At 70.8% G+C, this 24,809-nt stretch carries 20 protein-coding genes and 1 riboswitch; of the genes, 12 read left to right on the plus strand and 8 right to left on the minus strand.

Going from position 1 to position 24,809, the window contains the following annotated elements; all coding sequences use genetic code 11:
• The first annotated feature begins 133 nt into the window (after window positions 1-133).
• Entirely contained in the window at window positions 134-1,384 is a 1,251-nt protein-coding gene (locus ABGB17_RS16640) for a hypothetical protein (RefSeq protein WP_347630334.1), read from the plus strand.
• Window position 1,385: 1 nt separating this feature from the next.
• Here ABGB17_RS16640 and ABGB17_RS16645 read toward each other — a convergent pair whose 3' ends face one another.
• Window positions 1,386-1,733, minus strand: coding sequence for an MmcQ/YjbR family DNA-binding protein (locus ABGB17_RS16645; protein WP_347630336.1), 348 nt, complete (start codon window positions 1,731-1,733; stop codon window positions 1,386-1,388).
• A 248-nt stretch (window positions 1,734-1,981) separates the two neighbouring features.
• The gene (locus ABGB17_RS16650; RefSeq protein WP_347630338.1) at window positions 1,982-2,128 is read right to left on the minus strand and encodes a hypothetical protein; all 147 of its coding nucleotides are present in this window, start codon (window positions 2,126-2,128) and stop codon (window positions 1,982-1,984) included.
• Between the two features lie 492 nt (window positions 2,129-2,620).
• Between ABGB17_RS16650 and ABGB17_RS16655 the strand changes: the two genes are divergently transcribed.
• Both ABGB17_RS16655 and ABGB17_RS16660 read left to right on the plus strand, forming a co-directional pair.
• Window positions 2,621-3,151: a divalent metal cation transporter gene (locus tag ABGB17_RS16655; protein WP_347630483.1), complete on the plus strand. Its 531-nt coding sequence runs from the start codon at window positions 2,621-2,623 to the stop codon at window positions 3,149-3,151.
• Window positions 3,148-3,987, plus strand: coding sequence for a hypothetical protein (locus tag ABGB17_RS16660; RefSeq protein ID WP_347630340.1), 840 nt, complete (start codon window positions 3,148-3,150; stop codon window positions 3,985-3,987). Before ABGB17_RS16655 ends, ABGB17_RS16660 begins: the two co-directional genes overlap by 4 nt.
• Here ABGB17_RS16660 and ABGB17_RS16665 read toward each other — a convergent pair.
• Together ABGB17_RS16665 and ABGB17_RS16670 are read right to left on the minus strand one after the other, a co-directional pair.
• Window positions 3,927-4,865 carry a glycosyltransferase gene (locus tag ABGB17_RS16665; protein ID WP_347630342.1) on the minus strand — a complete coding sequence of 313 codons (939 nt, stop codon included), beginning with the start codon at window positions 4,863-4,865 and terminating at the stop codon, window positions 3,927-3,929. The genes ABGB17_RS16660 and ABGB17_RS16665 overlap by 61 nt on opposite strands.
• The gene (locus tag ABGB17_RS16670; RefSeq protein ID WP_347630344.1) at window positions 4,862-5,386 is read right to left on the minus strand and encodes an HAD-IIIA family hydrolase; all 525 of its coding nucleotides are present in this window, start codon (window positions 5,384-5,386) and stop codon (window positions 4,862-4,864) included. Before ABGB17_RS16670 ends, ABGB17_RS16665 begins: the two co-directional genes overlap by 4 nt.
• A 278-nt stretch (window positions 5,387-5,664) precedes the next feature.
• Here ABGB17_RS16670 and ABGB17_RS16675 point away from each other — a divergent pair, with 278 nt between their 5' ends.
• Window positions 5,665-6,627, plus strand: a complete 963-nt coding sequence (locus ABGB17_RS16675) for a UDP-glucuronic acid decarboxylase family protein (protein ID WP_347630346.1) — start codon at window positions 5,665-5,667, stop codon at window positions 6,625-6,627.
• A 294-nt stretch (window positions 6,628-6,921) separates the two neighbouring features.
• Here ABGB17_RS16675 and ABGB17_RS16680 read toward each other — a convergent pair whose 3' ends face one another.
• Window positions 6,922-8,688, minus strand: coding sequence for a tetratricopeptide repeat protein (locus tag ABGB17_RS16680; RefSeq protein ID WP_347630348.1), 1,767 nt, complete (start codon window positions 8,686-8,688; stop codon window positions 6,922-6,924).
• The gene (locus ABGB17_RS16685; protein WP_347630350.1) at window positions 8,685-10,037 is read right to left on the minus strand and encodes a BTAD domain-containing putative transcriptional regulator; all 1,353 of its coding nucleotides are present in this window, start codon (window positions 10,035-10,037) and stop codon (window positions 8,685-8,687) included. The genes ABGB17_RS16680 and ABGB17_RS16685 overlap by 4 nt, the downstream gene beginning before the upstream one ends.
• Before the next feature lie 329 nt (window positions 10,038-10,366).
• Here ABGB17_RS16685 and ABGB17_RS16690 point away from each other — a divergent pair, with 329 nt between their 5' ends.
• Both ABGB17_RS16690 and ABGB17_RS16695 read left to right on the plus strand, forming a co-directional pair.
• Window positions 10,367-11,494 (plus strand): hypothetical protein, encoded by a 1,128-nt coding sequence (locus ABGB17_RS16690; protein WP_347630352.1) that lies wholly within the window; start codon window positions 10,367-10,369, stop codon window positions 11,492-11,494.
• Between the two features lie 380 nt (window positions 11,495-11,874).
• Complete coding sequence (locus tag ABGB17_RS16695) at window positions 11,875-12,819, plus strand: carbohydrate kinase family protein (protein ID WP_347630354.1); 945 nt, start codon at window positions 11,875-11,877, stop codon at window positions 12,817-12,819.
• Here ABGB17_RS16695 and ABGB17_RS16700 read toward each other — a convergent pair.
• Window positions 12,799-14,877, minus strand: a complete 2,079-nt coding sequence (locus tag ABGB17_RS16700; RefSeq protein WP_347630356.1) for a tetratricopeptide repeat protein — start codon at window positions 14,875-14,877, stop codon at window positions 12,799-12,801. The two genes, ABGB17_RS16695 and ABGB17_RS16700, sit on opposite strands and share 21 nt — an antisense overlap.
• Before the next feature lie 253 nt (window positions 14,878-15,130).
• Between ABGB17_RS16700 and cobF the strand changes: the two genes are divergently transcribed.
• The 6 genes from cobF to ABGB17_RS16730 all read left to right on the plus strand — a co-directional run bounded on the left by cobF (window position 15,131) and on the right by ABGB17_RS16730 (window position 21,164).
• The gene (cobF, locus tag ABGB17_RS16705; protein WP_347630485.1) at window positions 15,131-15,880 is read left to right on the plus strand and encodes a precorrin-6A synthase (deacetylating); all 750 of its coding nucleotides are present in this window, start codon (window positions 15,131-15,133) and stop codon (window positions 15,878-15,880) included.
• Between the two features lie 120 nt (window positions 15,881-16,000).
• Window positions 16,001-16,131, plus strand: a riboswitch (cobalamin riboswitch).
• A gap of 33 nt (window positions 16,132-16,164) precedes the next feature.
• Window positions 16,165-16,353 (plus strand): CbtB domain-containing protein, encoded by a 189-nt coding sequence (locus ABGB17_RS16710; RefSeq protein ID WP_347630358.1) that lies wholly within the window; start codon window positions 16,165-16,167, stop codon window positions 16,351-16,353.
• An 8-nt stretch (window positions 16,354-16,361) separates the two neighbouring features.
• The gene (locus tag ABGB17_RS16715; protein WP_347630360.1) at window positions 16,362-17,099 is read left to right on the plus strand and encodes a CbtA family protein; all 738 of its coding nucleotides are present in this window, start codon (window positions 16,362-16,364) and stop codon (window positions 17,097-17,099) included.
• Window positions 17,100-17,125: 26 nt separating this feature from the next.
• A complete protein-coding gene (locus ABGB17_RS16720; protein ID WP_347630362.1) occupies window positions 17,126-19,201 on the plus strand; it encodes a VWA domain-containing protein in 2,076 nt (691 codons plus the stop codon).
• 3 nt (window positions 19,202-19,204) lie between these two features.
• The gene (gene cobO, locus ABGB17_RS16725; RefSeq protein ID WP_347630364.1) at window positions 19,205-19,807 is read left to right on the plus strand and encodes a cob(I)yrinic acid a,c-diamide adenosyltransferase; all 603 of its coding nucleotides are present in this window, start codon (window positions 19,205-19,207) and stop codon (window positions 19,805-19,807) included.
• Window positions 19,808-19,841: 34 nt separating this feature from the next.
• Window positions 19,842-21,164: a cobyrinate a,c-diamide synthase gene (locus ABGB17_RS16730; RefSeq protein ID WP_347630487.1), complete on the plus strand. Its 1,323-nt coding sequence runs from the start codon at window positions 19,842-19,844 to the stop codon at window positions 21,162-21,164.
• On the opposite strand, the gene cobN is transcribed toward ABGB17_RS16730, so the two are convergent.
• Window positions 21,119-24,793, minus strand: coding sequence for a cobaltochelatase subunit CobN (cobN, locus tag ABGB17_RS16735; protein WP_347630366.1), 3,675 nt, complete (start codon window positions 24,791-24,793; stop codon window positions 21,119-21,121). The genes ABGB17_RS16730 and cobN overlap by 46 nt on opposite strands.
• Window positions 24,794-24,809 lie beyond the last annotated feature (16 nt).

Below are 24,809 nucleotides of genomic sequence, written 5' to 3' on the forward strand. Positions count from 1 at the left end.
AAACCTGATCGAGGATCTGATGAGTCATCCTTCTCCCCGGCTCCCCGCTGAGGGGCCTGTCCCACCATGCGCCCATGGGTGTGCCTGCGGTCTACGCGATGCCGTCACGGCGGCACAAGAGGCGGACGAGCGCATGCCCACCGAGATCGACAACACGGAGATGCGCTCGTTGCTCGCCGCGGTGCACTCGGGATACGACGCCGTGCGCGGCGATCTACGGCTCGCCGAGCGCCGGCACGCGGCCATGGACGCGCACGGTCGTGCCCACCGGCACCTCGCCATGATGAGAGTGCGATTACGTGCCGAAAAGGTGGCCGAAGCCGCGTCCGAGTACCGCGCCGCGACCGCCAGGGCCGCCCTCGGTGGCAGACGGCCATTCTGGTTGCGCGCCATCCGCTGGCCGGTCATCGTCGTGGTGGGTGCTTTCGACGTCTGGTACTTCACTCAGGTTTTCCGCTACCTGACCTCCTACACGGGTGATGCCGAGACCGGCCGGCACGGCGGATTGTGGGAGACGTTTGTGCCACTTGTCCCCGGTGTGGTGCTGGCGGTCGTGCTTGCGCTGAGCAGTGTGCTCCTTCTCTCGCCCCTTCACGCGTGGCGAGAGCGGGCGTTCCGACCGGCGCCGTCGCTTCCTGAGAGTGCCGGGTTCCTGACACGCGCCCGCTATGCCGTCGGCCGGGGTGGGGGGCGGCTGCTCCGTCTGATCTGGTGGTCGCTGCCGATCGTGTTCGTCGGTTTCGTGCTGGCAGTGGTCGCGATATGGGCCGCGCTGCGGGCGTTGAACCCCACACCGCCTGAGGACGGGTATCCGCTTCCGTCGGTCGTGATGCTCATATTGATGCTTTCCATCGGAGCGATCGTGACGAAGATCGCTGCGGATGATCCCGTGGCGGAACGCGCCGGTGTCGCGCGTCGTCGGCTCGCTATGCGGCGGATGGCGTATCACTGGCAGGCGCGGCGGGCGGACCGGCTGATCAGGAGATACGAGTCGGCGTGGAGCGACATGCGGACGCTCCGCGACGAGTTGGTCGGCGTGCTCCGGCTCAAGATGCTGTCCGCGTGGGAGGTGTACATCCTGCGGACCCGCGCACTTCACCGCCGCGCCGGTAACGTGACCCCGCTCCCCGTGGCGCAATTGGTCGGCCCAGAACGAACAGAAGAGGATGTGGTTCTGCCCGAGTTCGAGAACGTGCCGCAACCCCGGCCTGAACTCGGGCCCCTCCATGAGATCTGCAGGCTCATCACTGACGAGGGTCCGGAGGACCTCTGGGCGCGCAAGCAGGAGCTCGACAACGAGTTCGTCCGGCAGCTCACCGAGGTGCCCGAGCCTCCAGTCCGTACGGTAAGCCTTGCCACCGTCAGGGCTCGTCCGGGCAACTGACTCAGGGAGCGGGGAACTCGTAGGTGTCCGCCAGGGACTTGGGGGCGGTGAGGTACCAGGCTTCGGTGACGAGCTCGGTGAGCTCGTCGGGGGCGATCTTGGTGAGGTGGACGACGACCCAGCCGAAGCGGTCGGTGGTGAACTGCTTCTCGAAGACGTCGGGGCGTTCGGCGACGAGGGCGATCTGCTCGTCGATGGTGGCCTTCAAGCCGACGGTCTCGGTGCGTTCCCACAGGTAGCCGAAGCCCTTGCCGCGGACCTTCAGCGCTGTCCAGTCGCCGCCGGGGACCTGCTGGACCTCGGGGAGTCTGTCCAGGATGTCGAGGAACTCGTCGATGGTGACGCCCATGGGTCCAGGTGTACCAGGTGAGGGTGACATTTCGGCGAGGTGCATGCCTGCTTGCTCCCGGGGCAGGCGGAAAAACGTGCTGGATGAGGGGCTGGTGCTGCTGCTGGCGTGGGGGCAGCTAATCGCGATGCTCGGGGTGCTCGCGTACTTCCTGTCGCGGGGACGGGTGTGAGGCGCCGGGCCGTCGCGGCCGCGGCGATGATGGTCGCGCTGAGCGGGTGCGTGGCGCCGGCCTGGGGCGAGCGGGACTACGAGCTGAAGGCCGCGGCGACCGCGGAGGCGGCGGCGTCCACGGTGGAGCTGACGCGGCTGGCGGTCGGCGGGGCGGACCGGCTGCGCGCCGAGGTCACGGACCTGACCTCCGAGGCGGAGGAGAAGGCCCAGGACCTGCTCACCCACGTCAGGAGGGACGGCCTTCGCGACCCCGCCGCGGCCGGGCGTGAGCTGGAGGAGATCGCGCGACGGCTGCGGCTGGTCGAGGAGAGTGGGGGTCGTCGGCATCTGCCTGTTCGCGGAGATGTCGGGGCGCATCGCGGTGGCGTCGCAGCGGCCGGTGTTCGACCTGGTGCGGGAACGGCTCGGTCCTCGGGCGGGGCTGGCCAACCTCGGGGCGTCGTTCTTCATCAACGTGCTCACCCTCGCCGCGGAGATCGGCGGCGCCGCGCTGGCCCTGGAGCTGGCCACCGGCATCGACTACCTGCTGTGGGTGCCGGGCGTCGGGCTGGTCGCGTGGCTGGTGATGTGGCGGGTGCGGTTCGAGACCATGGAGCGGGTGTTCGGGCTCGCGGGCCTCGCCCTGGTGGTGTTCGCCGTCGCGGTGTGGCAGCTCGGGCCCGATTGGGGCACGCTGGCGCACCAGACCGCGCGGCTTCCCGCTCGGCGGGTTCCTGTCCCTGGCCTTCGCCGCCTGCGCGGCCACGGTGTTCCTGCCGGCCGGCGTGGACGTCGACTCGCTGGACCAGATGTTGCTGCCGGTGGGCCTCGGGCTGGGCCAGATCGGGCTGGCGCTGGTCATCTTCGGCGTGTTCGCCGCCACCTTCGGGGCCACCCTGGAGACGGCGCTGTCCTCGGGGTACACGATCAGCCAGTACTTCGGCCGGCAGTGGGGCAAGTTCGTGCGGCCGCGGGACGCCTCCCGGTTCCACGTGGTGGTGCTGGTGGTCACGATCGTCGCCGTCGCGCTGGTGCTCACCACCGTGGACCCGATCAAGGTGACCGAGTACTCGCTGATCTTCTCCGCGATGGCCCTGCCCCTGACGTACCTGCCGGTGCTGATGATCGCCAACGACCCTGACTACATGGGCGACCAGGTCAACGGCCGGTTCGCCAACACGCTCGGCACCGTTTACATGGTGATCCTGCTGGTGGTCGCCGTGGCCGCGGTGCCGCTGATGATCGCGACGAAGGCGGGCCAATGACCGCTCCCGAGACCGCGAGGACCCTGCACGCCCAGCTCCACCTGCTGGACCGGCAGGTGGTGCGGGCCCGCGACGGGCGCCTGGTGTGCAAGGTGGACGACCTGGAGACGGCCCTCGGCGAGCAGGGACGGCCGTACGTCACCGCCCTGCTGTACGGGCCGCTGGCCCTCGGGCCCCGGGTCGGCGGCGTGCCGGGCGCCCTGATGACCGCCGTCACGCGGCTGCTGCGTCCCGAGGAGGATCCCGCGCCGCGGCGCATCCCCATGACGCTGGTGTCCGCGATCGGCAGCGCGGTCCAGGTGGGCGGCGACCTCGGCCACCCCGCGCTGGAGCGGTGGGCCAGGGACAACATCGTCGCCCGCATCCCGGGCAGCGGGCCGGTCACCGCCGGTCCCGCGCCGCGGCACGAGCGCGCCGGCGAGGTCACCCCCGGCCGCGGGCGTCTCAGCCGCCTGATCGGGCTCACGGTGACCGACGCGACAGGCGACACGGCCGGCCAGGTGGCGGACGTGCGGCTGAGTCAGGACGGGCCGTTGCTCGGCGAGGCGGGACAGGCGTTCCAGGTGGCCGGGTTCGTCGTGGTGCCCCGGCACACCGGCCAGTTGTTCGGGTACGAACGCGGGCCGGGCGGCCAGGCGCCGCTGCTGGTCCGGACGATCATCCGCCGCCTGCACCGGGGGAGCCGTTACGTGCCGTGGTCCGCCGTCGGGTCGCTCGGCGAGGACGGCCTGCGCCTCACCGTCCCGAGCGGCGAGCTGCCCCCGCTGACCGAGCTCTACCAGCGCGCCTCGGACAGCACCACGTCCCAGTCCTGGAGGAAACGCGCGAGGCCGTAACGGCTCAGCGCGGCGGCCCGTGCCGCCTTGCCCGTCTGCGCGGCGAGAGCCGGGTCGGCGATGAACGACGCCAGCGCGGCGGTCAGGGTGGCGAGCCTGGTGGACACGACGCCCGCCTCGGGCGGCACGGCCTCCACCGCCTCGGTGCAGGCCAGGGCCACGACCGGCATGCCGAGCAGCATGGCCTCGATCAGGGACAGGCCGAGGGACGTCCAGCGGTACGGGTGCAGGTAGACGCGGCGGCGGGCCAGCTCGGCGTGCATCGCGTGCTGCGGGAGGTCCTCGAACGTGCCGTACGGCAGGCCGGTGACCTTCATGCCGAACACGTCCAGCGGCGCGGCCCTCGCGAACTCGGGGAGCAGGTCGGTGCCGGCGACCCGGGTGCGCCGGACCGGCTCGTTGACCACGACGCCCGCGCGGGGCAACTCGCCGGTGTAGCGGTGGCCGGGGTCCACGACACCGTGCTCCACGACGCGGGAAGGGGCCCGGCCGGCGTCCCACATGAGGTCGTTGAAGTGGGTGACGTGCACCAGGGGGATGTCGTCCCGGTCGGCGAGGGGATGGCGGGTGCGGGGCACGTCGCCCGCCGGGGTGTTGTGCTCCACGTAGACCGCCGGCACGTCCAGCCCCGGGCGGCGGCCCAGCCAGCGTCCGGCCAGCTCGATCTCGTGCGGCCGTTGCAGCACGACGACGTCGAGCTCCTCCTCGCGCAGCCGGTCGGACGGCACCTCGCGCACCGGCTCCGGCCACGGGTACGTGCGGGCCCGGCCGCGCCCGTCCGGTCCCCGGCCGGGAACCAGCGGGACCAGGTAGTCGTGGCCACCCTGGACGAACGCCGTGGTCCACGACCCGTGGACGTGCCAGAGCAGGATCCTCATCGCAGCACCGCGTCCACCGCGGCCGTCAGGTCGGCGGCCACCTCCGGCGCCGCCGCGACCTCCTCCGGCAGCGTCACCGGCGTCGGCACCAAGATGCCGCGGGCCCCCGCCGCCCGGGCCGCCCCCATGTCCCTGCCGATGTCCCCGATCACCACGCAGTCCGCCGGCGCGACCCCGAGCGCCGCCGCCGCGCGCAGCACCAGCCCCGGCAGCGGCTTACGGCAGTCGCACCCGTCACCGTCGTCGTGCGGGCACACCGCCCACACGCCGAAAGGCCCGAGAAGCTCCTCGACCCGCATGTTCACCTCCCGGAGGGAGTCCTCCCCGATCAGCCCCTTCGCGACCCCCGCCTGGTTGGTCACCACGCCGATCGGCACCCCCGCCCCTCTCAGCCGGTCCAGCGCCTCCCTGGCCCCCGGGACCGGTCGCACCAGGGCGGGGTCGGAGTTGTAGGGAACGTCGACGATCAGGGTCCCGTCCCGGTCGAAGAGCACCGCGGCGGGCCGGGCATTCATCGGCATCGGGCTCCGATACCCCGCCGAAGCTGTGACTAACAACTACTTTCCGTAATAAAGCCCAGCTCTCCGCCCCGCGCTCTCCTGACCCGCCGCAGGGCTTGTTTGAAGGCACCTCCTCCAGGTAGTCGGATATCTCTCCCATGCCCAGGAGCCACCTGACACTCCTGCGCTTCTTCCGGTCCATCGAGGACCGCACGGTGGCTCCCGCCAGGCGTGCCGGGGACGAAACCCGTGCCGACCGGCCAGCACGCCGGCGTCACTATCGCGGAAGGAAGGCCCGAATGAGGATCGTCGTGACCGGAGGCGCCGGGTTCCTCGGCTCCCACTTGTGCGAGCGCCTGCTTGACCGCGGAGACACGGTGATCTGCATCGACAACTTCCTCACCGGCTCCCCCCGCAACGTCTCCCACCTCCTCGGCCGCCCCCCCTTCCGCCTGGTGGAATGCGACATCACCGGTTTCGTCCACGTAGCCGGCGAGGTGGACACGGTCCTCCACCTGGCCTCCGCCGCGTCCCCCTTCGACTACCTCCGCTACCCCATAGAAACGCTGAAGGTCGGCAGCATCGGCACCCTGCACGCGTTAGGCCTCGCCAAGGACAAGGGCGCCCGCTTCGTCCTCGCGTCCACCAGCGAGGTCTACGGCGACCCCCTGGAACACCCCCAGCGCGAGACCTACTGGGGCAACGTCAACCCGGTCGGCCCCCGCAGCGTCTACGACGAGGCGAAACGCTTCGCGGAGTCCCTCACCACCGCCTACCGCACCGCCCACGGCACCGACACCGCCATAGCCCGCATCTTCAACACCTACGGCCCGAGAATGCGCCCCTACGACGGCCGCGCCATCCCCACCTTCATCCGCCAAGCCCTCAACGGCGAACCCCTGACCGTGACCGGCGACGGCACCCAGACCCGCTCCATCTGCTACGTGGACGACACAGTCGACGCCATCCTCGCCCTCACCGACAGCGACTTCCCCGGCCCCGTCAACATCGGCAACCCCTCAGAGATGTCCGTCCTCCAACTAGCCGAGACCATCCGCGACCTGGCCGGCTCCACCTCCCCCATCCACTACGTAGAACGCCCCCAAGACGACCCCGCCGTCCGCCGCCCCGACACCACCCTCGCCCAACGCCACCTGAACTGGCACCCCCGAATCGCCCCGATCGAGGGCCTCCGCCGCACCATCGACTGGTTCGACGCGTATCTCCATGGCGGCCGGGAACGCGCAACGACCCGGCGTTGACCTCATGACGAGGGGCGGGACACCAGGTGTCCCGCCCCTCGATCTATATCCGCCCGGTGGGCTCATATATCTACTGAACGCCTCTCGGGCGGGGAACGTAGATAATGAACATGCCAAGGAAAACGTCTGAACGCCTAGCCATTTCACTCCTTTGTGAACAGCCATGAGATATCCCGCGGTTCTGGCTGTGATCATAGCAGCGTTCGCGGGTCGAGGTGGAAGTTATCCGACATTCTCCGTGAGTGCGACATGGGCTGACATGTCCACATCAACCGGCCGTGAGTCCGGCTCGCGTCAGGAGCCTGTCGCCTTGTCGATTCCAGACAGATATTCTTGGACCACCGCTGCCTCGGGTAGGCCCAACTGCTCGAACAGTGCGAGGGATTGGCGCCAATGGGCCCGTGCCTCACGCACGTCGCCGAGGCTGGACATCGTTATGCCGATATCCCGGAGAGTGTCCGCTTCCTGGCGAATGTCGCTGATTTCCTTGGCTCGCTCAAGTGACGAACGGTAATGTTCCAGTGCGGAATCGTATCGCTGTGCTCGATGATGGATCGTTCCGATATTACGTAGGGTGTGGGTCTGCACATAACGCTCGGATATCTCAACCGCGATCCGCAACGCCTGCTGGTGATGGATCAGCGCCCTGTCGTCACGGCCCATCCGGGTGTAACAGCGGCCGATGTTGTTCAGAGCATCCGCCTCGGACCGCCGGTCACCGGTCCTCTGGTACAGAGCCAGGGCGTCGCGATAATGGTCGAGAGCCTCTGTGTAACGGTCCATACACTGGTACGCGTTCGCGATGTTGTTCAGCAACGTGGCTTGTTGCGCGCCGAGATGTGGTCCCATGGCCCTGGCGTCTTCGTAGTGACGCAGCGCCTTCGCGGCGTGGCCGAGTTCCAGTTCGATGTCGCCGATGTTGGTGAGAACGACCTGCTGTCCCCGCCGATCCCCGTCCTGTCGGTAGAGCGCGAGTGCCTCTCGCAGGCGCTGGGAGGCCGCCGCGTTGTTCCTCAGATGCCAGAGAGTGATGCCGATCAGGTTGAGTGCGGCGCCCTGGCCGCGGCGGTCGCCGAGGCGTCCGCGGAGGTCCAGCGCCTTCTCGGCGTAGTCGCGGGCGACGTCGTACTCGGCACGGTGCCAGTGCACGAGGCCGTGTTGCTCGAGCAGGTCCGCTACGGCATGTTCGTTCCCTCGGGCCCGCTGGAGAGCCAGGGCCTCCGACGCGAGGCGTAGCGCCTCGTCGTACTGAGCGGTTCGCCAGCACATTCGAGCGAGGTCGGCCATCGCGAGCGCCTCCCCCGCTGGGTCGCCGAGTTCCCGCCACACGACGAGGGCGTCGCGGTGCAGGGCGGCGGCCTCGGCCCAGTGGCCCCACAGGTCGAGATAACGGCTGAGGGCGTGCGGGAGGGTGGCGGAGTGCCTGCGCCATCCATGGGTGGCGGCATAACGGATGAGGGCCCGCATGTTGTCCAACTCGGTGTTGAGCCACGAAATGGCGCTGTCCTGGTCGTCGAACAGTCCGCTCACTTCGGGCAGGTCACTGAGGTCGGGCATCAGCGGCATATGGTACGGGAACATCAGCCGGTCGGCGGCGCGCGCAGCCGCCAGATAGAAGTCGAAGAGACGTCGCTGTGTTTCCGCGCGGATGGTCTGGGGGTCGTCTTCAGCCAGCAGGCGGGCGTAGTCGGCGATGAGGTCGTGAAAGCGGTACCTGCCCCGGCGGGGTTCGGCGATCAGGTGATGATCGTGCAGTTCCTCCAGACGTTTCTCGGCCTCGACCTGACTCACGCCGAATAGAGCGGCGGCGTTCTCGGGGGTGATGTCGGCGCCGGGATACAGTCCAAGGCGCCGGAACGCCTGCTGCTGGGTGGAGTCGAGCCCGTGATAAGAGAGGTCGAAGGCCGCGACGAGAGCGCGGTTCCCCGCACGGATCTCGGTCAGGCGACGGCTCCGGGCGAGCTTCTGCGCCAGATCCGCCACACTCCACGCGGGCAGGTGCCGTAGCCGGTTGCCGACCAACTGGATCGCGAGCGGCAGATTGCCGCACAGACGTGTCACGGTGGCCACATCTTCCGGTGGCAGAGCTCGATCCGATCCGACGACCCTGCCGAACAACACCGAGCCGTCTTCGGGGGCAGGACGTCCAGAGAGACGGACCGCACGCCGTCCAGTCCGGTCAGCCGCTGCCTGCTGGTCACAATGACCAGGCAACTTGAACCTCCCGGCAGGAGATGGCTGACCTGCTCGTGCCCTGACGCGTCGTCGAGCAGGATCAGCACCTTGCGCCGGGCGACCATTGTGCGCCACAGTGCCGCCCGCTCGTCGAGGCCGCTCGGCACACGTGCGGGAAGAACGCCGAAGTAGTGCAGCAGCCGGGCCAGCGCGGTCGCCGGCTCCATTGATTCGTGCTCGGCCGAGTGGCCGTGCAGGTCGAGGTAGAGCGAGCCGTCGGGATATGCGTCCGCGAGCCGATGTGCCGCGTGGATGGCCAGGGTCGTCTTGCCTACCCCGGCCATGCCGTCGATGGTGATCACCGTGGTGCCCTTGTGGCCGGCCGGCCCGCCGATCAGTCGCCTCAGTTCGTCCGTACGGCCGGTGAAGGTCTTGTTGTCGCGGGGGAGGTTGTTCGGGGGACTCTCGGCGGGTGGACGCCGGCCGGCCAACAGGGACGGATCCGCGTTGAGAATGCGATCACGCAAGGCGATCAGCTCCGGACCGGGATCGGTACCTTCGGCGTCGACCAGTCGCCGACGGAGATCGCGGAAGGCGGCGAGAGCCTCGGATTGGCGCCCTCCGCGGTAGAGCGCTTCCATGAGCAGGCCGACCAGTTTCTCATTTAGGGGGTGTCGGAGGGTCAGGTCGGCCAGCGTGGGCACCAGGTCGGCGTGCCGGCCGTGCCGGAGTTCGAACTCGTGCTGGGCGACGGTCCCGGCCAGTAAGACTTCCTCGATCGTCATGCGCGTCCGGCTCGCCCACGTGCCGGACAGGCCGGACAGCGGTTCGCCGCGCCACAAGGAGGCGGCCACACGGTAGAGCCGCGTGGCGGACTCCACGTCCGGGAGCTGCGCCATCGAGCGAGCCTTGGAATGGAGGGCGCGGTACCGGTGGTAGTCGATGTTTTCGGGGTCGGTCTCGAGAATGTAGGCGCCGGCGTGGGTTACCAGGCGCACGTCCGACCGGAATTCATCGAGACGCACCCTCAGTCGGCGTACGACGGGGTAGAGAAGGTCACGGGCATTACTTGGCGGATCATCATCCCACACCTTGCCGATGATGGATTCCGTGGATATGGGCCGTTCGGGGTTCATGAGCATGATGGCCAGAACGAGGCGCGCCTGGGCCCACCCCAGGTCATGGCGCTGCCCGCCGGCCCAGAATTCGACGGGGCCGAGGATCCGGAACTCCATTCGAGCCCCTTTCCTGGAGCCTGGTTCCCTCGTCCATATTTTTCACTGAAATAACTGTCAAATCCAGAGTCAACCTCAGAAACATGGGTGTCGACTTGTTCGCGCATATGTGCGAATCGTCCTCCAGCGGCCAGACTGCCGCAAGGTTTTCCGCAAGGTTCTCCATAGAACATCGAATCAAGGGGGCGAGGGGGACTCGTCCTGGAGGTCAAGTGGGGAGCTAGGGGGGTTGAACAGTCGGCATGTCTGGTCATGGATGGAGCAAGGTGCCGGTCGGGCTTGATGCTCGGCGGTGGGTGACGCGGCGGGATTGCACGAATTTGCTGGCCGTGGTGCACACGGTCACGTCGGGGCAGCGGTTGCTGGACGCGGTGCGGCTGGTGGAGTCCGATCTTCGGATCCAGGTGATTTTCACGGCGGCTCCGGACGTCTTCAGCAATGGGGTGCGGGAATTCATCAGAGGGCTCGGGGCCATGGCGCTGCCGTGGGAGGAGGCTACTCGGCAGCGGTTCGATCTCGCTGTCGCGGCGAGTCTCGGGGGGCTGCACGAGGTGCACGCGCCGGTGGTCGTCATGTCGCACGGGGCGGGGTTCAACAAGATGCCGGCCCGCCGGGACGGTGCCGTGGTCGCCGGTGAGCGGTCGCCGTACGGGCTGGACGCGCAGCGGTTGATGCACGACGGGGCGCTGTTGCCGGCGGCGATCGCGTTGCAGCACCGATCTCACGTGGAGCGGCTCGGCAAGTCGTGCCCGGAGGCTCTGGCGGTCGCCGAGGTGGTGGGGGACTTCTCCTACGACAGGCTGATCAGGAGCTTGCCGCACCGCGCGTTGTACCGGCAGGCGCTCGGGGTGGGGCACGACCAGAAGCTCGTGGTGGTGACCTCGACGTGGGGCCCCGGGTCGTTGTTCGGGCGGCGCTCGGAGCTGTACGCGCGGTTGCTGGCCGAGTTGCCCGCCAAGGAGTACCGGGTGGTGGCCCTGTTCCATCCGAACGTGTGGTTCGGGCACGGCATCTGGCAGATGAGGGCATGGCTCGCCGACTGCCTGCGCGGAGGACTCAGCCTGGTGCCGCCGGGCGCGCACTGGGAGACCGTGCTCGCCGCCGCGGACTGGATCATCGGTGACCACGGTTCGGTGACCCTGTACGGGACCGTCACCGGTGTTCCGATCTTGCTGGCCGGTTTCTCCAGGTCCGAGGTGGATCCGGTATCCCCCGCTAACCACCTGGCCTCGTTCGCGCCGCGTGTGTCCCGACGTGGGTCGTTGCACGCGCAGCTGCGCCGGGCCGCCGCCGATTTGGAGCCGGAGCGGTACCGGGAGGTCGCGAACAACATCACGTCGGCGCCCGGACGGTTCGACCGCAATATGCGGCGGCTCATGTACCGATTGCTGCACCTCCGGCAGCCCGCGGCCACCCCGGCGACCGGCCCGGCGTCCCCGCCTTTCCTGGTCGAGTAGACCGTCGAAACGGAGTCAGACATGTGGAAGAAACTCGTCATCGCGCGTGAAGGGCCACTGGGGGAACCGCATCTGGTCATGCTCAGTGTCATGGGCGGGTTGCGTGGCGCGCCCCCGGGAGTGCGGACGTTCGGTGGCACGCATATCTTCGCCCAACGGGACAGGGCCGGGGAGAGATGGCGCGGCTTCGCGGAAGTGCTGATCGGGCAGGCCAGGGAAGTGTTCCCGTTCCGGGCGGGCAGGGTTGCGTATGTGCTCGACAGGTACCCGGACTGTGAGATCGCCGCGTGCCGGCGCAGACATGGTCACGTGGCCGGGCCGCGTGACGGGCGGGTCGTCACAACGGTCCGTGTCCGCGGCCTGGTGCGGAGGTAGGGGCGATGGGACGCACGATTGTGGTGGCCGGGGTGGTCAGCTTCTACATGACGCTCGGCGTGCGGGAGTTGCCGCCGCCGTACGCGTCCATCAGCACGCCGCGCTGGTCGGCCGCCGGTGTTTCCGGGGCGGCGGGGCACATCGCGCGGGTCCTGCGGACGCTGGGGGACGACGTGCGGTTGTGCTCGGTGGTCGGGCGGGATCTGTTCGGTGCCGTGATCAGGGACGAACTCGGGGGGCTCGGTCTGTACGGGCCGGGGGTCGTGGAGAGCGAGCGCTCGTCGGCGGGAGTGGTGCTGGCGGGTCCCGGCGGCCGCCGCATGGGTTTTCCCTGCCTGGAACCTGTCAACGGTGTCCGCTACCCACCAGCCACGTTCGAGGCGCAAGCTCGAAAAGCCGACCTGCTCGTCCTCACCAACGCCAAGTTCGTCCGCGAACTGGTGCCACGCGCCGCCGGGTTGGGGGTGCCCATCGCTGTGGACGCGCACCTCATCTCCGATCTCGGCGACCCTTACAACCGGCCGTGGCTAGAGGCCGCCACGATCGTCTTCTGCAGTCACGAGCGTCTGCCGTGCCGCCCAGACGACTGGGCGTTCGGGCTGCTGCGCCGATACCCGCGGTGCGCGGTCGTGGGAGTCGGGCTCGGCGCCGAAGGTGCGCTTGTGGCGATGCGGGATGGGCGCCGCATCCGGGTGGACGCCGTCACTCCGCGCACGGTGATCAATACCGCCGGGGCGGGCGACGCGATGTTCGCCACATTCCTGCACTACATGTGCGATGACGGCGACCCGGTACGCGCGGCACGGTACGCGGTGACGCATGCGGGCTGGAAGATCGGGGACCGGGCGCCGGTCACGGTCTCACTTACTCGGGAGGAGTTGTCGGCGCTGGTGGCGGCGCATGGCCCGTACGTGGCTGTGGACGGCGACTCACCCGTTACCGAGTCGTGACAGACGCTCGGCCAGCCGGTCGCTGCGGGCGCCGAGCTCGGTGAGCAGGTCCTGCGCCTGGAGGAAGTGGCGGTATGCCTCAGGCAGCCGGTTCTGGCGCAGGGCCAGCTCACCAAGCGCCTCCAGAGCCTGTATCTGACCGTTCACTGATCCCAGGTCGTGCATCGTACGGAGACCTTGGTTGAGCAGCGCGCCCGCTGTCTCCGGTTCGGCCGAGCGTGCGCGGCCGAGCAGGATCAGCACCCGGGCCTGGTTATACCGGTCGTTCACGGACTCAAGCAGCTGGCGCGCCTCGGTGAGATGTCCGATGGCCGCTTGTTCGTCCCCGCCGCGAAGAAGGGCTTCGGCCAGGTCGCACGTGAAGAGGGCTGTCCTGCGGACGTCGCCCAGATCACAGGAGTCGTCCAGGGCCTTCCGAAAGAGCGCGGCGGCCGCTTCGGGCAGGTCCCGGTCCATCTCTACCATCCCAAGTCTGCGCTGGCTGTCGGCGATCCGCCCTCGGTCGCCGAGATGGACCCAGATCCTCAGCGCCTGTGCGAAGTGCTCCGCCGCCTCGTCCGTCCTGCCGAGGGCGCGCAGGGCCAGACCGGCGCGGTCCAGCATTTTCGCCTCGCCGTGAGGGTGACAGTCCTCTCGTGCTGCGTGGACTCCCATGTACTCGACCTTCAGCCGCTCGGCGAGATGCCCGCGATGTCTGAACAGGGTCCACAGCGCGTCCACCAGTTCCCACGCGCTGCGGAACATGCGCAAGCCGGTCGCGATCCGGATCACTGCTCGCAGATTCCCGAATTCCTGCTCCAGCCAGTCGAGCGCCTGCGCGGGGGCGGCGAAGGTGAGGGGCTCCGCGGGCGCGGGCACGTCGGAGTGCCAGGCAAGGCGGTACGGCATCACGGTGCGGCTCGCTGCCCATGCTGTGGTGAGGTACCAATAGATCGTCCGTCGGAGGACAGCCTCACGGGCCTCGACGGAATCGTGGTGCTCTGCGAGGTCACTCGCGTGCAGGTGGGTCAGGTCATGGAAGCGGTGGCCGCTTTCCGGTGAGTCGTCCAGCATGTTGGCGTCTATCAGGACGCCGAGGAGGTCGCAGGTTTGGGTGCGAGGGAGATTCAGGGCCGCGGCGGCGGTCCTGGAGTCAAATGTGGGCCCAGGAAGCAGGCTTAGGAGACGGTAGGCGCGGGCGGCAGCCTGGGGCAGGCCCCGGTAGGAGAGAGTCAGGGCGGCGTGGATCGGCATGTTGCCCTCTAGGGGAAGTTCGAGCAGGCGCCGGTGTACTTCGGTGAGGGCTTCCGTCATTTCGGCAAGAGGCCAACGAGGGCGGGTGGCGAGGCGGGCGGCCGCCACGCAGAGGGCCAGGGGAGAGCGGGCGCAAAGGTTCACCAGGGCACGGGCGGCGGGTGGGTCGGCCTGTACGCGGTCGTCTCCTATGGTGTGGCGGAGGAGTTCAAGGGCCGATTCCGGGCTCAGGCCGTCCAGCTGGATGCCTTTGGCACCGTGGCAGTGGAGACCGGCGAGGCGCTTGCGGCTGGTGACGAGGGTGACGCTTCCGGCGGATGCGGGGAGGAGGTGGCGGACCTGGTCGGTGGACAGGGCGTCGTCGAGTACGACGATCAGGCGGCGGTCGGCCACCAGAGACTGGTAAAGGGCAGCTCGTTCGGCCAGGCCGCCGGGGATGCGGTCGGCGGGCATTCCGAAAGCGCGAATGAAGCGGCCGAGAACCTCGGCCGGCTCCATAGGATCGTCCGGGGACTGGCCGCGCAGGTTCGCGTAGAGCTGGCCGTCCGGGTAGTTCTTGCGGGTCCGGTGCGCCCAGTGCAGTGTCATCGCGGTCTTGCCGATGCCGGCGGGGCCGCTCACCACGGCGATACGGGGGATTCCCAAGTCGCCGGAGCAAAGGGCGTCCAGAGCGGCGAGTTCTTCTCCGCGGCCGATAAGGACTCCGCTCGGCGGAAGCTGCGCGGGGGTGGGCAACGCCAGTGCCAGGTGGTGCAGATGGACTCCTCCATGGACGTCCCGTGCCTGGATGAGAGGGCCGTCAACGGTGCCGCTCAAATCGTTCACGTGGTCGCTGGAGCCGCGTTCTCCACGATGGGAATCGATGATCGCCTCGGTGGGTCTCGCTCAGTAAGTCTCGGCAACCCACAACACATGTGGGCACAAGTACTCAATATCAGGCCATTTGGCTTCAGCGCCGAGGTTATGGCAAAGATACCGCCGAGGAACGAGTGCTGGTGGTGCGTGGGCCTCGGTCCGAGGTGACGGGCTCGTGATGCCGGTTGGGGCATGACGCGGCAGACTTCGGCGTGTGAAGCGAATGTTGGTCATCGGGATCGGGGCCGGGGATCCGGAGCACCTGACGTTGCAGGCGGTCAAGGCCATCGGGCGGGTGGATGTGTTCTTCGTGCTGGACAAGGGGGAGGTGAAGGGCGAGTTGGTGCGGTTGCGGCGGTGGATGGTCGAGGAGTACGGGCGAGGGGGGTGCCGGGTGGTGGAGGTGCGGGATCCGGAGCGGGATCGGGGGGCCGTCGGGTATGTGGGGGCGGTGGAGGAGTGGCGGTCGCGGCGGGCGGAGGTGTTCGAGCGGTTCATCGGGGAGGAGCTCGGGGAGGGGGAGACGGGTGGGGTGCTGGTGTGGGGGGATCCGGGGGTGTACGACAGCACGCTGGCGATTCTTGAGGAGGTGCTCGGGCGGGGGGTGGTGGCGTTCGAGTACGAGGTGGTGCCGGGGATCAGCAGTGTCTCCGCGTTGACGGCGCGGCATCGGACGAGCTTGACGCAGGTGGGGCGGCCGGTGCACATCACCACGGGGCGGCGGCTGGAGGCCGAGGGGGTGGGGGATGTGGACGACGTGGTGGTGATGCTGGACGCGCGGTGTGCGTTCGGGGGCGTGTCGGGGTTCGACATCTACTGGGGGGCGTACCTCGGGACGCCGGACGAGATCCTCGTCTCGGGGGCGGTGGAGGAGGTGGGCGAACGTATCCGGGAGGTGCGGGCGGAGGCCAGGGAGCGCAAGGGGTGGATCATGGACACGTATCTGCTGCGCAGGCGGGAGCCGACGGAGTAGGGGCGGGGGGATGTGGTGCTGGGGGCGGGAGTTCGTGGTGTGGACGAGTGCTCAGGATGAGGGCGTTGGATGGGACTTTTGGTGACGATCTTCGTGGATGGGGGGAGTTGACGAGGGGGAGGAGAAAAGGTACGTTCCGGGGGATTTCACGGTTGTCCGAGGGAAATCCGGTGAGATGCCGGTGCGGACGCGCCACTGTATCCGGGACGTCGATCCCGGGAGCCAGGTCGCTCGGCGACTGTGACCTCAGCTGATGGGACGCGTCATCCCCGAGGAGGATCGCCGTGAGTGGCATCACGACTACCACTGTTCCGTTTCCCCGTCTCCGTCCGTGGTTGCTGGTGGGGGTGCCGCTGCTGCTGGTGGTCGCCTACCTGGTGCTGATGGACAACGGGGCGCTCTCGCAGGCGGGGCCGTTCCTGCACGAGCTCATGCACGACGGCCGGCACTTGCTCGGCGTTCCGTGTCACTAGGGGCCGGGGTGATTCGCGCACTTCTGGTGCGAGGGTTGTTGCTCGGGCTGCTGGCCGGGGTGGTCGCGGGCGGTTTCGCCTTCGCGGTGGGAGAGCGGTACGTGGACCGCGCCGTCGCCCTGGAGAAGGCGCCCGCCGCGCACGAGGACGGCGGGGGGCACGACCACGGCGACGGGGCGGTGGTGAGCAGGCCGGTGCAGAAGGCCGGGCTGTTCCTCGCGACCGGGCTGTACGGTCTGGCGATCGGCGGGGTGTTCGCCCTGGTGTTCGCGGGGCTGCGCGGCCGGGTCGGGCCCCGGACGGACGGCGGGCTCGCCCTGGCGGCGGCGGGGACGGCGTTCGTCGCCATCGTGCTGGTGCCTTTCCTGAAATATCCGGCTAATCCTCCGGCGGTCGGTGATCCGGAGACCATCAACGGGCGCACGGTGCTCTACGTGATCATGGTCCTGGTGGGGCTGGCGTCCGTCGCGGTCGCCGTCGGGACGGCACGTCGCGTCACCGGCGGCCCCTGGGGGCGGTGGTTGTCCGGCGGGGGCGCGTTCCTCGTGCCGGTGGTCGCCGCCTGGCTGCTGCTGCCGGGGGTGGACGAGGTGCCGGCCGGGTTCCCCGCCAGTCTGCTGTGGGAGTTCCGGCTGTCCTCGCTCGGCACCCAACTGGTGTTCTGGGCGGCCTTCGGCGTGCTGTTCGGGTACGCCTGCGACCGGGCCGCGCGGCGGTTGCCGGTGGCCGTGCCGTCAGCCCGCTGAGCCGTATCGACCGACCGGAAGGTCCTGTGATCGTCACCTATCCGTTCAGCGCGGTCGTGGGTCTGTCCGACCTCAAGCTGGCTCTGGTGCTCAACGCCGTGTCGCCCCGCGTGGGCGGCGTGCTGGTGCGCGGGGAGAAGGGGACCGCCAAGTCCACCATCGTGCGGGCGCTCGCCGCGCAGCTCCCGCCGGTGGACGTGGTCACCGGTTGCCGCTTCTCCTGTGACCCCGCGGCGCCCGACCCCGGCTGCCCGGACGGTCCGCACGGGGCCGGTGGGGCGCGTACCCGGCCCGCCGCGCTGGTGGAGCTGCCGGTGGGGGCGTCGGAGGACCGGCTCGTCGGGTCGCTCGACCTGGAGCGGGCGCTGACCGAGGGCGTGAAGGCGTTCGAGCCGGGGCTGCTCGCCGCCGCGCACCGGGGTGTGCTGTACGTGGACGAGGTCAACCTGCTGCACGACCACCTCGTGGACCTGCTGCTGGACGCCGCCGCGCTCGGCACCTGCTACGTCGAGCGGGAGACCGTGTCGGTGCGGCACGCGGCGCGGTTCCTGCTGGTCGGGACCATGAACCCCGAGGAGGGGGAGCTGCGGCCGCAGTTGCTCGACCGTTTCGGGCTGACCGTGGAGGTGAAGGCCTCCCGGGACCCGGACGAGCGGGCCGAGGTGGTGCGGCGGCGGCTCGCCCACGACGCCGGCCCGGCCGCGTTCGCCGCCCGCTGGGCCGCCGAGGAGGAGGCGCTGGCCGCCCGCATCGCCCGGGCCAGGGGGGACGTGGCCAAGGTGCGGCTGCCCGACGCGCAGTTGCGGCGGATCGCGACCGTGTGCGCCGGGTTCGAGGTGGACGGCCTGCGCGCCGACCTGGTGACGGCGACCACCGCGATCGCGCACGCCGCCTGGCACGGCCGCGACACCGTCACCACGGCCGACGTCCGCGCCGCCGCCCGCCTGTCCCTGCCGCACCGCCGCCGCCGCGACCCGTTCGACGCGCCGGGGCTGGACGAGAACCTGCTGGAGGAACTGCTCTCCCAGGGGGACGACGACCCCGGCGACCCGCCGGACGGAGGTGGCCTGCCTCCAGGTGACGGCGACACGGACGGCCGCCCGGACGGTCAGGGAACGGCCGACACGGACGACCGCCCGGACGGTCAGGGAGCGGCCGACACGGAGGGCGGCCCGGACGGACGGGGAGCGGACGGCACCGGGGGCCGCCGGGACGGGCGGGGAGCTGACGGCACCGAGGCCGGCCGGGACGGGCCACAGGACGACGGCCAGGGACAGAGCCCCGGGGACGGCGGCCAGGCCGTTCGGGTGGCCGGGGTGGCCGCGCCGTACCAGGTGCCCGTGCTGACCGTGCCGGGCCTCGGCGAAGGGGCGGCCGGACGCAGGTCGCGGGCCCGTACGCCGCGTGGCCGCACCACCGGGGCCACGGTGCCGGACGGGCGGGTGCGTACCGTGCACCTGACCGCCACGCTGCTCGCCGCGGCGCCGCACCAGCGGGAGCGCGGCCGTACCGGGCCGGGACTGCTGCTGCGGGCGGACGACCTGCGGGTGGTGGTCCGTGAGGGCAGGGAGGGCAATCTCGTGCTGTTCGTGGTGGACGCCAGCGGCTCGATGGCCGCGCGCAAACGGATGACGGCCGTCAAGACCGCCGTGCTGAGCCTGCTGCTGGACGCCTACCAGCGGCGGGACAAAATCGGCCTGGTCACCTTCCGCGGCGCGGGCGCCGAGCTGGCGTTGCCGCCGACCTCCTCGGTGGAGGTGGGTGCGGCGCGGCTCCGTTCGCTGCCCACAGGGGGACGTACGCCGCTCGCCGCCGGGCTGCTGCGGGCCGCCGAGGTGCTGCGGGTGGAACGGCTGCGCGACCCGGCGCGGCGTCCCCTGCTCGTGGTGGTGACCGACGGCCGCGCCACCGCTGGCGGTGACGTGGACAGGGCCGCCGCCCCGCTGGCCGGCACCGCGGGCGTGGTGGTCGACTGCGAGAGCGGCCCCGTGCGTCTCGGCCTGGCCGGACGGCTCGCGGCCCGGCTGCGTGCCCGTGCCGTCCCCCTCGACTCCCTGGCCGACCTTGGCTCGATGGTCCGCGACCACCGGAAGGCGGTCTGACTCATGCCGCAGGGCAAGCCCGCCCTCGTCCCCGACGACGGCCTCACCACCCGGCAGCGCCGCACCCGCCCGCTGCTCGTCGTGCACACCGGCCCCGGCAAGGGGAAGTCCACCGCGGCGTTCGGCATGGCGCTGCGCGCGTGGAACCAGGGCTGGCCGATCGGTGTCTTCCAGTTCGTGAAGTCCGCCAAGTGGCGCATCGGCGAGGAGCGTGCCCTCACCGTGCTGGGCCGGTCGGGCGAGGGTTCCTCCGTCACGTGGCACAAGATGGGCGAGGGCTGGTCCTGGATCCGCCGCCCCGGCACCGAGCAGGACCACGCCGCCGACGCCCGCGAGGGCTGGGCCCAGATCAAACGTGACCTGGCCGCCGAGACCTACGGTTTCTACGTCCTGGACGAGTTCACCTACCCCCTCAAATGGGGCTGGATCGACGTGGACGACGTCCTCACCACCCTGGCCGGGCGGCCCGGCACCCAGCACGTCGTCATCACCGGCCGCGACGCGCCCCAGCCCCTGCTCGACGCCGCCGACCTCGTCACCGAGATGGCCAAGGTCCGCCACCCCATGGACTCCGGCCAGAAGGGCCAGAAGGGCATCGAGTGGTGACCCGCCAGGGAGGCGCCGCGTGACCGTACCCCGCCTGGTGATCGCCGCGCCGTCGTCCGGGAGCGGGAAGACGACGGTGGCGACGGGGCTGATGGCGGCGTTGCGTGCGCGGGGGACGCGGGTGTCGCCGCACAAGGTGGGGCCGGACTACATCGACCCGGGGTACCACGCGCTGGCCACCGGCCGGCCGGGGCGCAACCTCGACCCGTGGCTGGTGGGCGAGGAGCGGATCGTCCCGTTGTTCCTGCACGGGGCGGCGGGGTGCGACCTGGCCGTGGTCGAGGGTGTCATGGGGCTGTTCGACGGCAAGGGGGACACCGGTTTCGCGTCCACCGCGCACGTGGCCCGGTTGCTGGACGCGCCGGTGGTGCTGGTCGTGGACGCCGCCCGGCAGAGCACGTCCGTGGCGGCCGTCGTGCACGGCTTCGCGACGTTCGACCCCCGGGTGCGGGTGGCGGGCGTCGTGCTCAACCAGATCGGCTCCGACCGGCACGAGGACCTGTGCCGGTCCGCGCTGGCCCGCACGGGTGTCCCCGTGCTCGGCGCGATCCGCCGCGACGACGCGGTGTTCACCCCCTCCCGACACCTGGGCCTGGTGCCCGCCGCCGAGCGGCACGCCGACGCCGTGGCCGCGGTGGGCCGCCTCGGCGACCTGATCGCCCGCTCCTGCGACCTTCCCGCCTTGATGCGCCTGGCCCGCACCGCCCCGCCGCTGCACGGGCATCCCTGGGAGCCCGGTGGGGAACTCGCGGAGCGGACGGCCGGGCGCCCGGTCGTGGCCGTGGCCGGAGGGGCGGCGTTCACGTTCGGGTACGCCGAGCATGTCGAGCTGCTGCGGGCGGCGGGGGCCGAGGTGGCGGTGTTCGACCCGTTGCGGGACGAGAGCCTGCCGGAGGGAACCGGGGGGCTGGTCGTCGGGGGCGGCTTCCCCGAGGTGCACGCGGAGCGGCTCGCGGCCAACGTCCGGCTCATGGAGCAGGTGGCCGCGTTCCCCGGCCCGATCGCCGCCGAGTGCGGGGGGCTGCTCTACCTGTGCCGCAGCCTCGACGGGGTGCCGATGTGCGGGCGGCTGCCCGCCACGGCCGCGATGACGCCCCGGCTCGCGCTCGGGTACCGGGACGCGGTGGCCGGCCGGGCGTCGCTGCTCACGCGGGAGGGCGAGGCGTACCGGGGGCACGAGTTCCACCGGACACGCGTCACCGCCGCCGGGGAGCCGCTGCTGCGTTGGGACGGCGGCGGCGACGGCTTCGGTGACGCGCTCCTCACGGCGACGTACCTGCACCTGCACTGGGCGGGGGCGCCCGTGCTGGCTCAGCGGCTGGTGTCGTCCTCCAGGTCGCCCTCGCTCTTGAGGTAGACCTCCTGGAGGTCGCGCAGGACGTCCGGGTCGGGATGCTGCCACATGCCCCGCTCGGCGGCCTGGAGCAGGCGTTCGGCGATGCCGTGCAGCGCCCACGGGTTGGACTTCGCCATGAACTCCTGGTTGACGGGGTCCAGGACGTACGTCGCGGCCAGCTTGTCGTACATCCAGTCGGCGACGACCCCGGTCGTGGCGTCGTAGCCGAACAGGTAGTCCACGGTCGCGGCCAGCTCGAACGCGCCCTTGTAGCCGTGCCGCCGCATCGCGGCCAGCCAGTTCGGGTTGACCACGCGGGCGCGGAACACCCGTGAGGTCTCCTCGGCCAGCGTGCGGGTGCGCACCGCGTCGGGGCGGGTGCTGTCGCCGATGTACGCGGCGGGCGCGGCGCCGGTCAGCGCGCGGACGGTGGCGATCATGCCGCCGTGGTACTGGAAGTAGTCGTCGGAGTCGGCGATGTCGTGCTCGCGGCTGTCCACGTTCTTGGCGGCCACGGCGATGCGGCGGTACGCGGTCTCCATGTCCTGCCGGGCGGGCACCCCGGGAAGGTCGCGCCCGTACGCGTAGCCGCCCCACACCGCGTACACCTCGGCGAGGTCGGCGTCGTCGCGCCAGTTGCCGCTGTCGATGAGCGGCAGCAGCCCCGCGCCGTACGCCCCGGGGCGGGAGCCGAAGACCCGCAGGGTGGCGCGGCGGCCGTCGCCGTGCCCGGTCAGGTCGGCGTCCACGTGGGCGCGCACGTAGTTGTCCTCGTGCGGCTCGTCCAGCGCGGCGACCATGCGCACGGCGTCGTCCAGCATGGCCACCACGTGCGGGAAGGCGTCACGGAAGAACCCGCTGATGCGCACGGTGACGTCGATGCGCGGCCGGCCGAGCTCGGCCGGGGGGACCGGCTCCAGGCGGGTGACACGGCGTGACGCCTCGTCCCACACCGGGCGCACGCCGAGCAGCGCGAGCACCTCGGCGACGTCGTCACCGGCGGTGCGCATGGCGCTGGTGCCCCACACCGACAGGCCGACCGAGCGGGGCCAGTCCCCGGTGTCGGCCCGGTAGCGGGCCAGCAGGGACTCGGCCATGGCCTGGCCGGTCTCGTACGCGAGCCTGCTCGGCACGGCGCGCGGGTCCACGGAGTAGAAGTTCCTGCCGGTCGGCAGCACGTTCACCAGGCCGCGCAGCGGTGAGCCGCTCGGCCCGGCGGGCACGTACCGCCCGGCCAGCGCGGCGAGCACGTTGTCGATCTCGTCGGTCGTGCGGGCCAGCCGCGGCACGATCTGCGTGGCCGCGAACGTGAGGATGCGCTCCACCAGCACGGGGTCCGCGGCGCCGGGCACCGCCGCGCCGGCCGGCGTGCTCGCGCCGGTCACGTCCGGCGTCCCGGGTGCGTCCCTGCCCGCCGGCCCGAGCACCGCCGCGGCCACCTCGGGTGCCGCCGACGGCTCCCAGGAACGTTCCTCCATGCCCTCCACCAGCGCGCGGGCGAGCGCCTCGGCGGCGTCCACGGCCGCCAGGGACGCGCCGCCGTCCTCGCGCAGGCCGAGGGCCTCACGCAGGCCGGGCAGGGTGTGGGTGCCCGACCACATCTGCCGGGCACGCAGCATCGCCAGCACCAGGTCCACCCGCTGCGCCCCGTGCGGGGGTACGCCGAGCACGTGCAGGCCGTCCCTGATCTGGGCGTCCTTGACCTCGCACAACCAGCCGTCCACGTGCAGGATGAAATCGTCGAACTCGGTGTCGTGCGGCCGGTCCTCCATGCCGAGGTCGTGGTCCAGCCGGGCCGCCTGGATGAGCGTCCAGATCTGCGCCCTGATGGCGGGCAGCTTGGCCGGGTCCATCGCCGCGATGGTGGCGTGTTCGTCCAGCAGTTGCTCCAGCCGCGCGATGTCGCCGTAGCTGTCGGCGCGGGCCATCGGCGGCACCATGTGGTCCACCAGCACGGCGTGCGCCCGCCGCTTGGCCTGCGTGCCCTCGCCGGGGTCGTTCACCAGGAACGGGTACACCAAGGGCAGCTCGCCGAGCGCCGCGTCGGGGCCGCACGACGCCGACAGGCCGGCCGACTTGCCGGGCAGCCATTCGAGGTTGCCGTGTTTGCCCACGTGCACCATGGCGTGCGCGCCGAACTCCGCCGACAACCAGCGGTAGGCCGCCAGGTAGTGGTGGCTCGGCGGCAGGGCCGGGTCGTGGTAGACGGCGATGGGGTTCTCCCCGAAGCCGCGCGGCGGCTGCACCATCACCACGACGTTGCCCGCCCGCAGCGCCGCCAGCACGATGTCACCGTCGTGCACGAACAGCTCGCCGGGCGGCGGGCCCCAGTGCCGTTCCATCGCCTCGCGCAGGCCGGCGGGCAGCGTGCCGTACCACCGCGCGTAGGCGGACGCGGGGATCCGCACCGGGTTGGCGGCGAGCTGCTCCTCGGTGAGCCACTCCTGGTCCTGCCCGCCGGCCGCGATGAGCGCGTGGATGAGCGCGTCGCCGTCCTGCTCGGCCACCCCGGGGAAGCCGTCCCCGAGGTCGTAGCCCTCCCGCTGGAGCCGGGCGAGCAGCCGTACCGTGCTCGCCGGGGTGTCCAGACCGACGGCGTTGCCCATGCGGGCGTGCTTGGTGGGGTACGCCGACAACATCACGACGAGCCGTTTCCCCGCGGGCGGGACGTGCCGCAGCAGCGCGTGCCGCACGGCGATGCCGGCGACCCGCCGGGCACGCTCGGGATCGGCGGCATAGACGGTGAGGCCGTCCTCGTCGATCTCCTTGAACGAGAACGGCACCGTGATGATGCGGCCGTCGAACTCGGGGATGGCGACCTGGGAGGCGGCGTCCAGCGGGGACAGGCCGTCGTCGTCCTCCTCCCAGTCGCGCCGGCTCGTGGTGAGGCACAGGCCCTGCAGGATCGGCACGTTCAGCTCGGCGAGCGCCCCGACGTCCCACGCCTCGTCGTCGCCCCCGGCGCCCGCGGTGGCCGGGCGGGAGCCGCCCGCGGCGAGCACGGTGACGACCAGGGCGTCCGCGGCCCGCAGCGTGTCAAGCAGTGCGGGCTCGGCGGTGCGCAGCGAGGAGCAGAAGACGGGCAGCGGGCGGCCACCGGCGTCCTCGACGGCCTGGCAGAGCGTCTCGACGAAGGCGGTGTTGCCCGCCATGTGGTGCGCCCGGTAGTACAGCACGCCGACGACCGGGCCGTCGTCGCGGGCGGCGGTGCGCGGGAGTGTGCCCCAGGACGGCGCGGCCTCGGGCGGCGCGAAGCCGCGGCCGGTGAGCAACACGGTGTCGGACAGGAAGGCGTGCAGCTCGGAGAGGTTGGCCGGGCCGCCGTGCGCGAGGTACGCGTGCGCCTCGGCGCAGGTGCCGGCGCTGACCGTGGACAGCTCCATCAACTCCGCGTCGGGCGCCTGTTCCCCGCCGAGCACGACCACCGGGCGCGGCCCGGCGAGCAGGTGGTCCAGGCCGTCCTCCCAGGCGCGGCGCCCGCCGAGGAGACGGACCACGACGAGATCGGTGTCCTCCACGAGGGCGGGCAGGTCGTCGGCGGCCAGCCGCGCCGGGTTGCCGAGGCGGTACGCCGCCCCGCTCGACCGGGCGCTCAGCAGGTCGGTGTCGGACGTGGACAACAGCAGGATCGCGGGCCGTGACGGCGCCATGAGGCGTCCTCCCTCG

It is taken from the genome of Sphaerisporangium sp. B11E5 (assembly GCF_039871875.1).
Lineage (GTDB): Bacteria > Actinomycetota > Actinomycetes > Streptosporangiales > Streptosporangiaceae > Sphaerisporangium.

Coding starts and splice junctions, on each gene's coding strand:
- ABGB17_RS16640 (WP_347630334.1), top strand. CDS start 134: ATGCCCACCGAGATCGACAACACGGAGATGCGCTCGTTGCTCGCCGCG.
- ABGB17_RS16645 (WP_347630336.1), bottom strand. CDS start 1,733: ATGGGCGTCACCATCGACGAGTTCCTCGACATCCTGGACAGACTCCCC.
- ABGB17_RS16660 (WP_347630340.1), top strand. CDS start 3,148: ATGACCGCTCCCGAGACCGCGAGGACCCTGCACGCCCAGCTCCACCTG.
- ABGB17_RS16665 (WP_347630342.1), bottom strand. CDS start 4,865: ATGAGGATCCTGCTCTGGCACGTCCACGGGTCGTGGACCACGGCGTTC.
- ABGB17_RS16670 (WP_347630344.1), bottom strand. CDS start 5,386: ATGCCGATGAATGCCCGGCCCGCCGCGGTGCTCTTCGACCGGGACGGG.
- ABGB17_RS16675 (WP_347630346.1), top strand. CDS start 5,665: ATGAGGATCGTCGTGACCGGAGGCGCCGGGTTCCTCGGCTCCCACTTG.
- ABGB17_RS16685 (WP_347630350.1), bottom strand. CDS start 10,037: ATGGAGTTCCGGATCCTCGGCCCCGTCGAATTCTGGGCCGGCGGGCAG.
- ABGB17_RS16695 (WP_347630354.1), top strand. CDS start 11,875: ATGGGACGCACGATTGTGGTGGCCGGGGTGGTCAGCTTCTACATGACG.
- cobF (WP_347630485.1), top strand. CDS start 15,131: ATGTTGGTCATCGGGATCGGGGCCGGGGATCCGGAGCACCTGACGTTG.
- cobO (WP_347630364.1), top strand. CDS start 19,205: ATGCCGCAGGGCAAGCCCGCCCTCGTCCCCGACGACGGCCTCACCACC.
- cobN (WP_347630366.1), bottom strand. CDS start 24,793: ATGGCGCCGTCACGGCCCGCGATCCTGCTGTTGTCCACGTCCGACACC.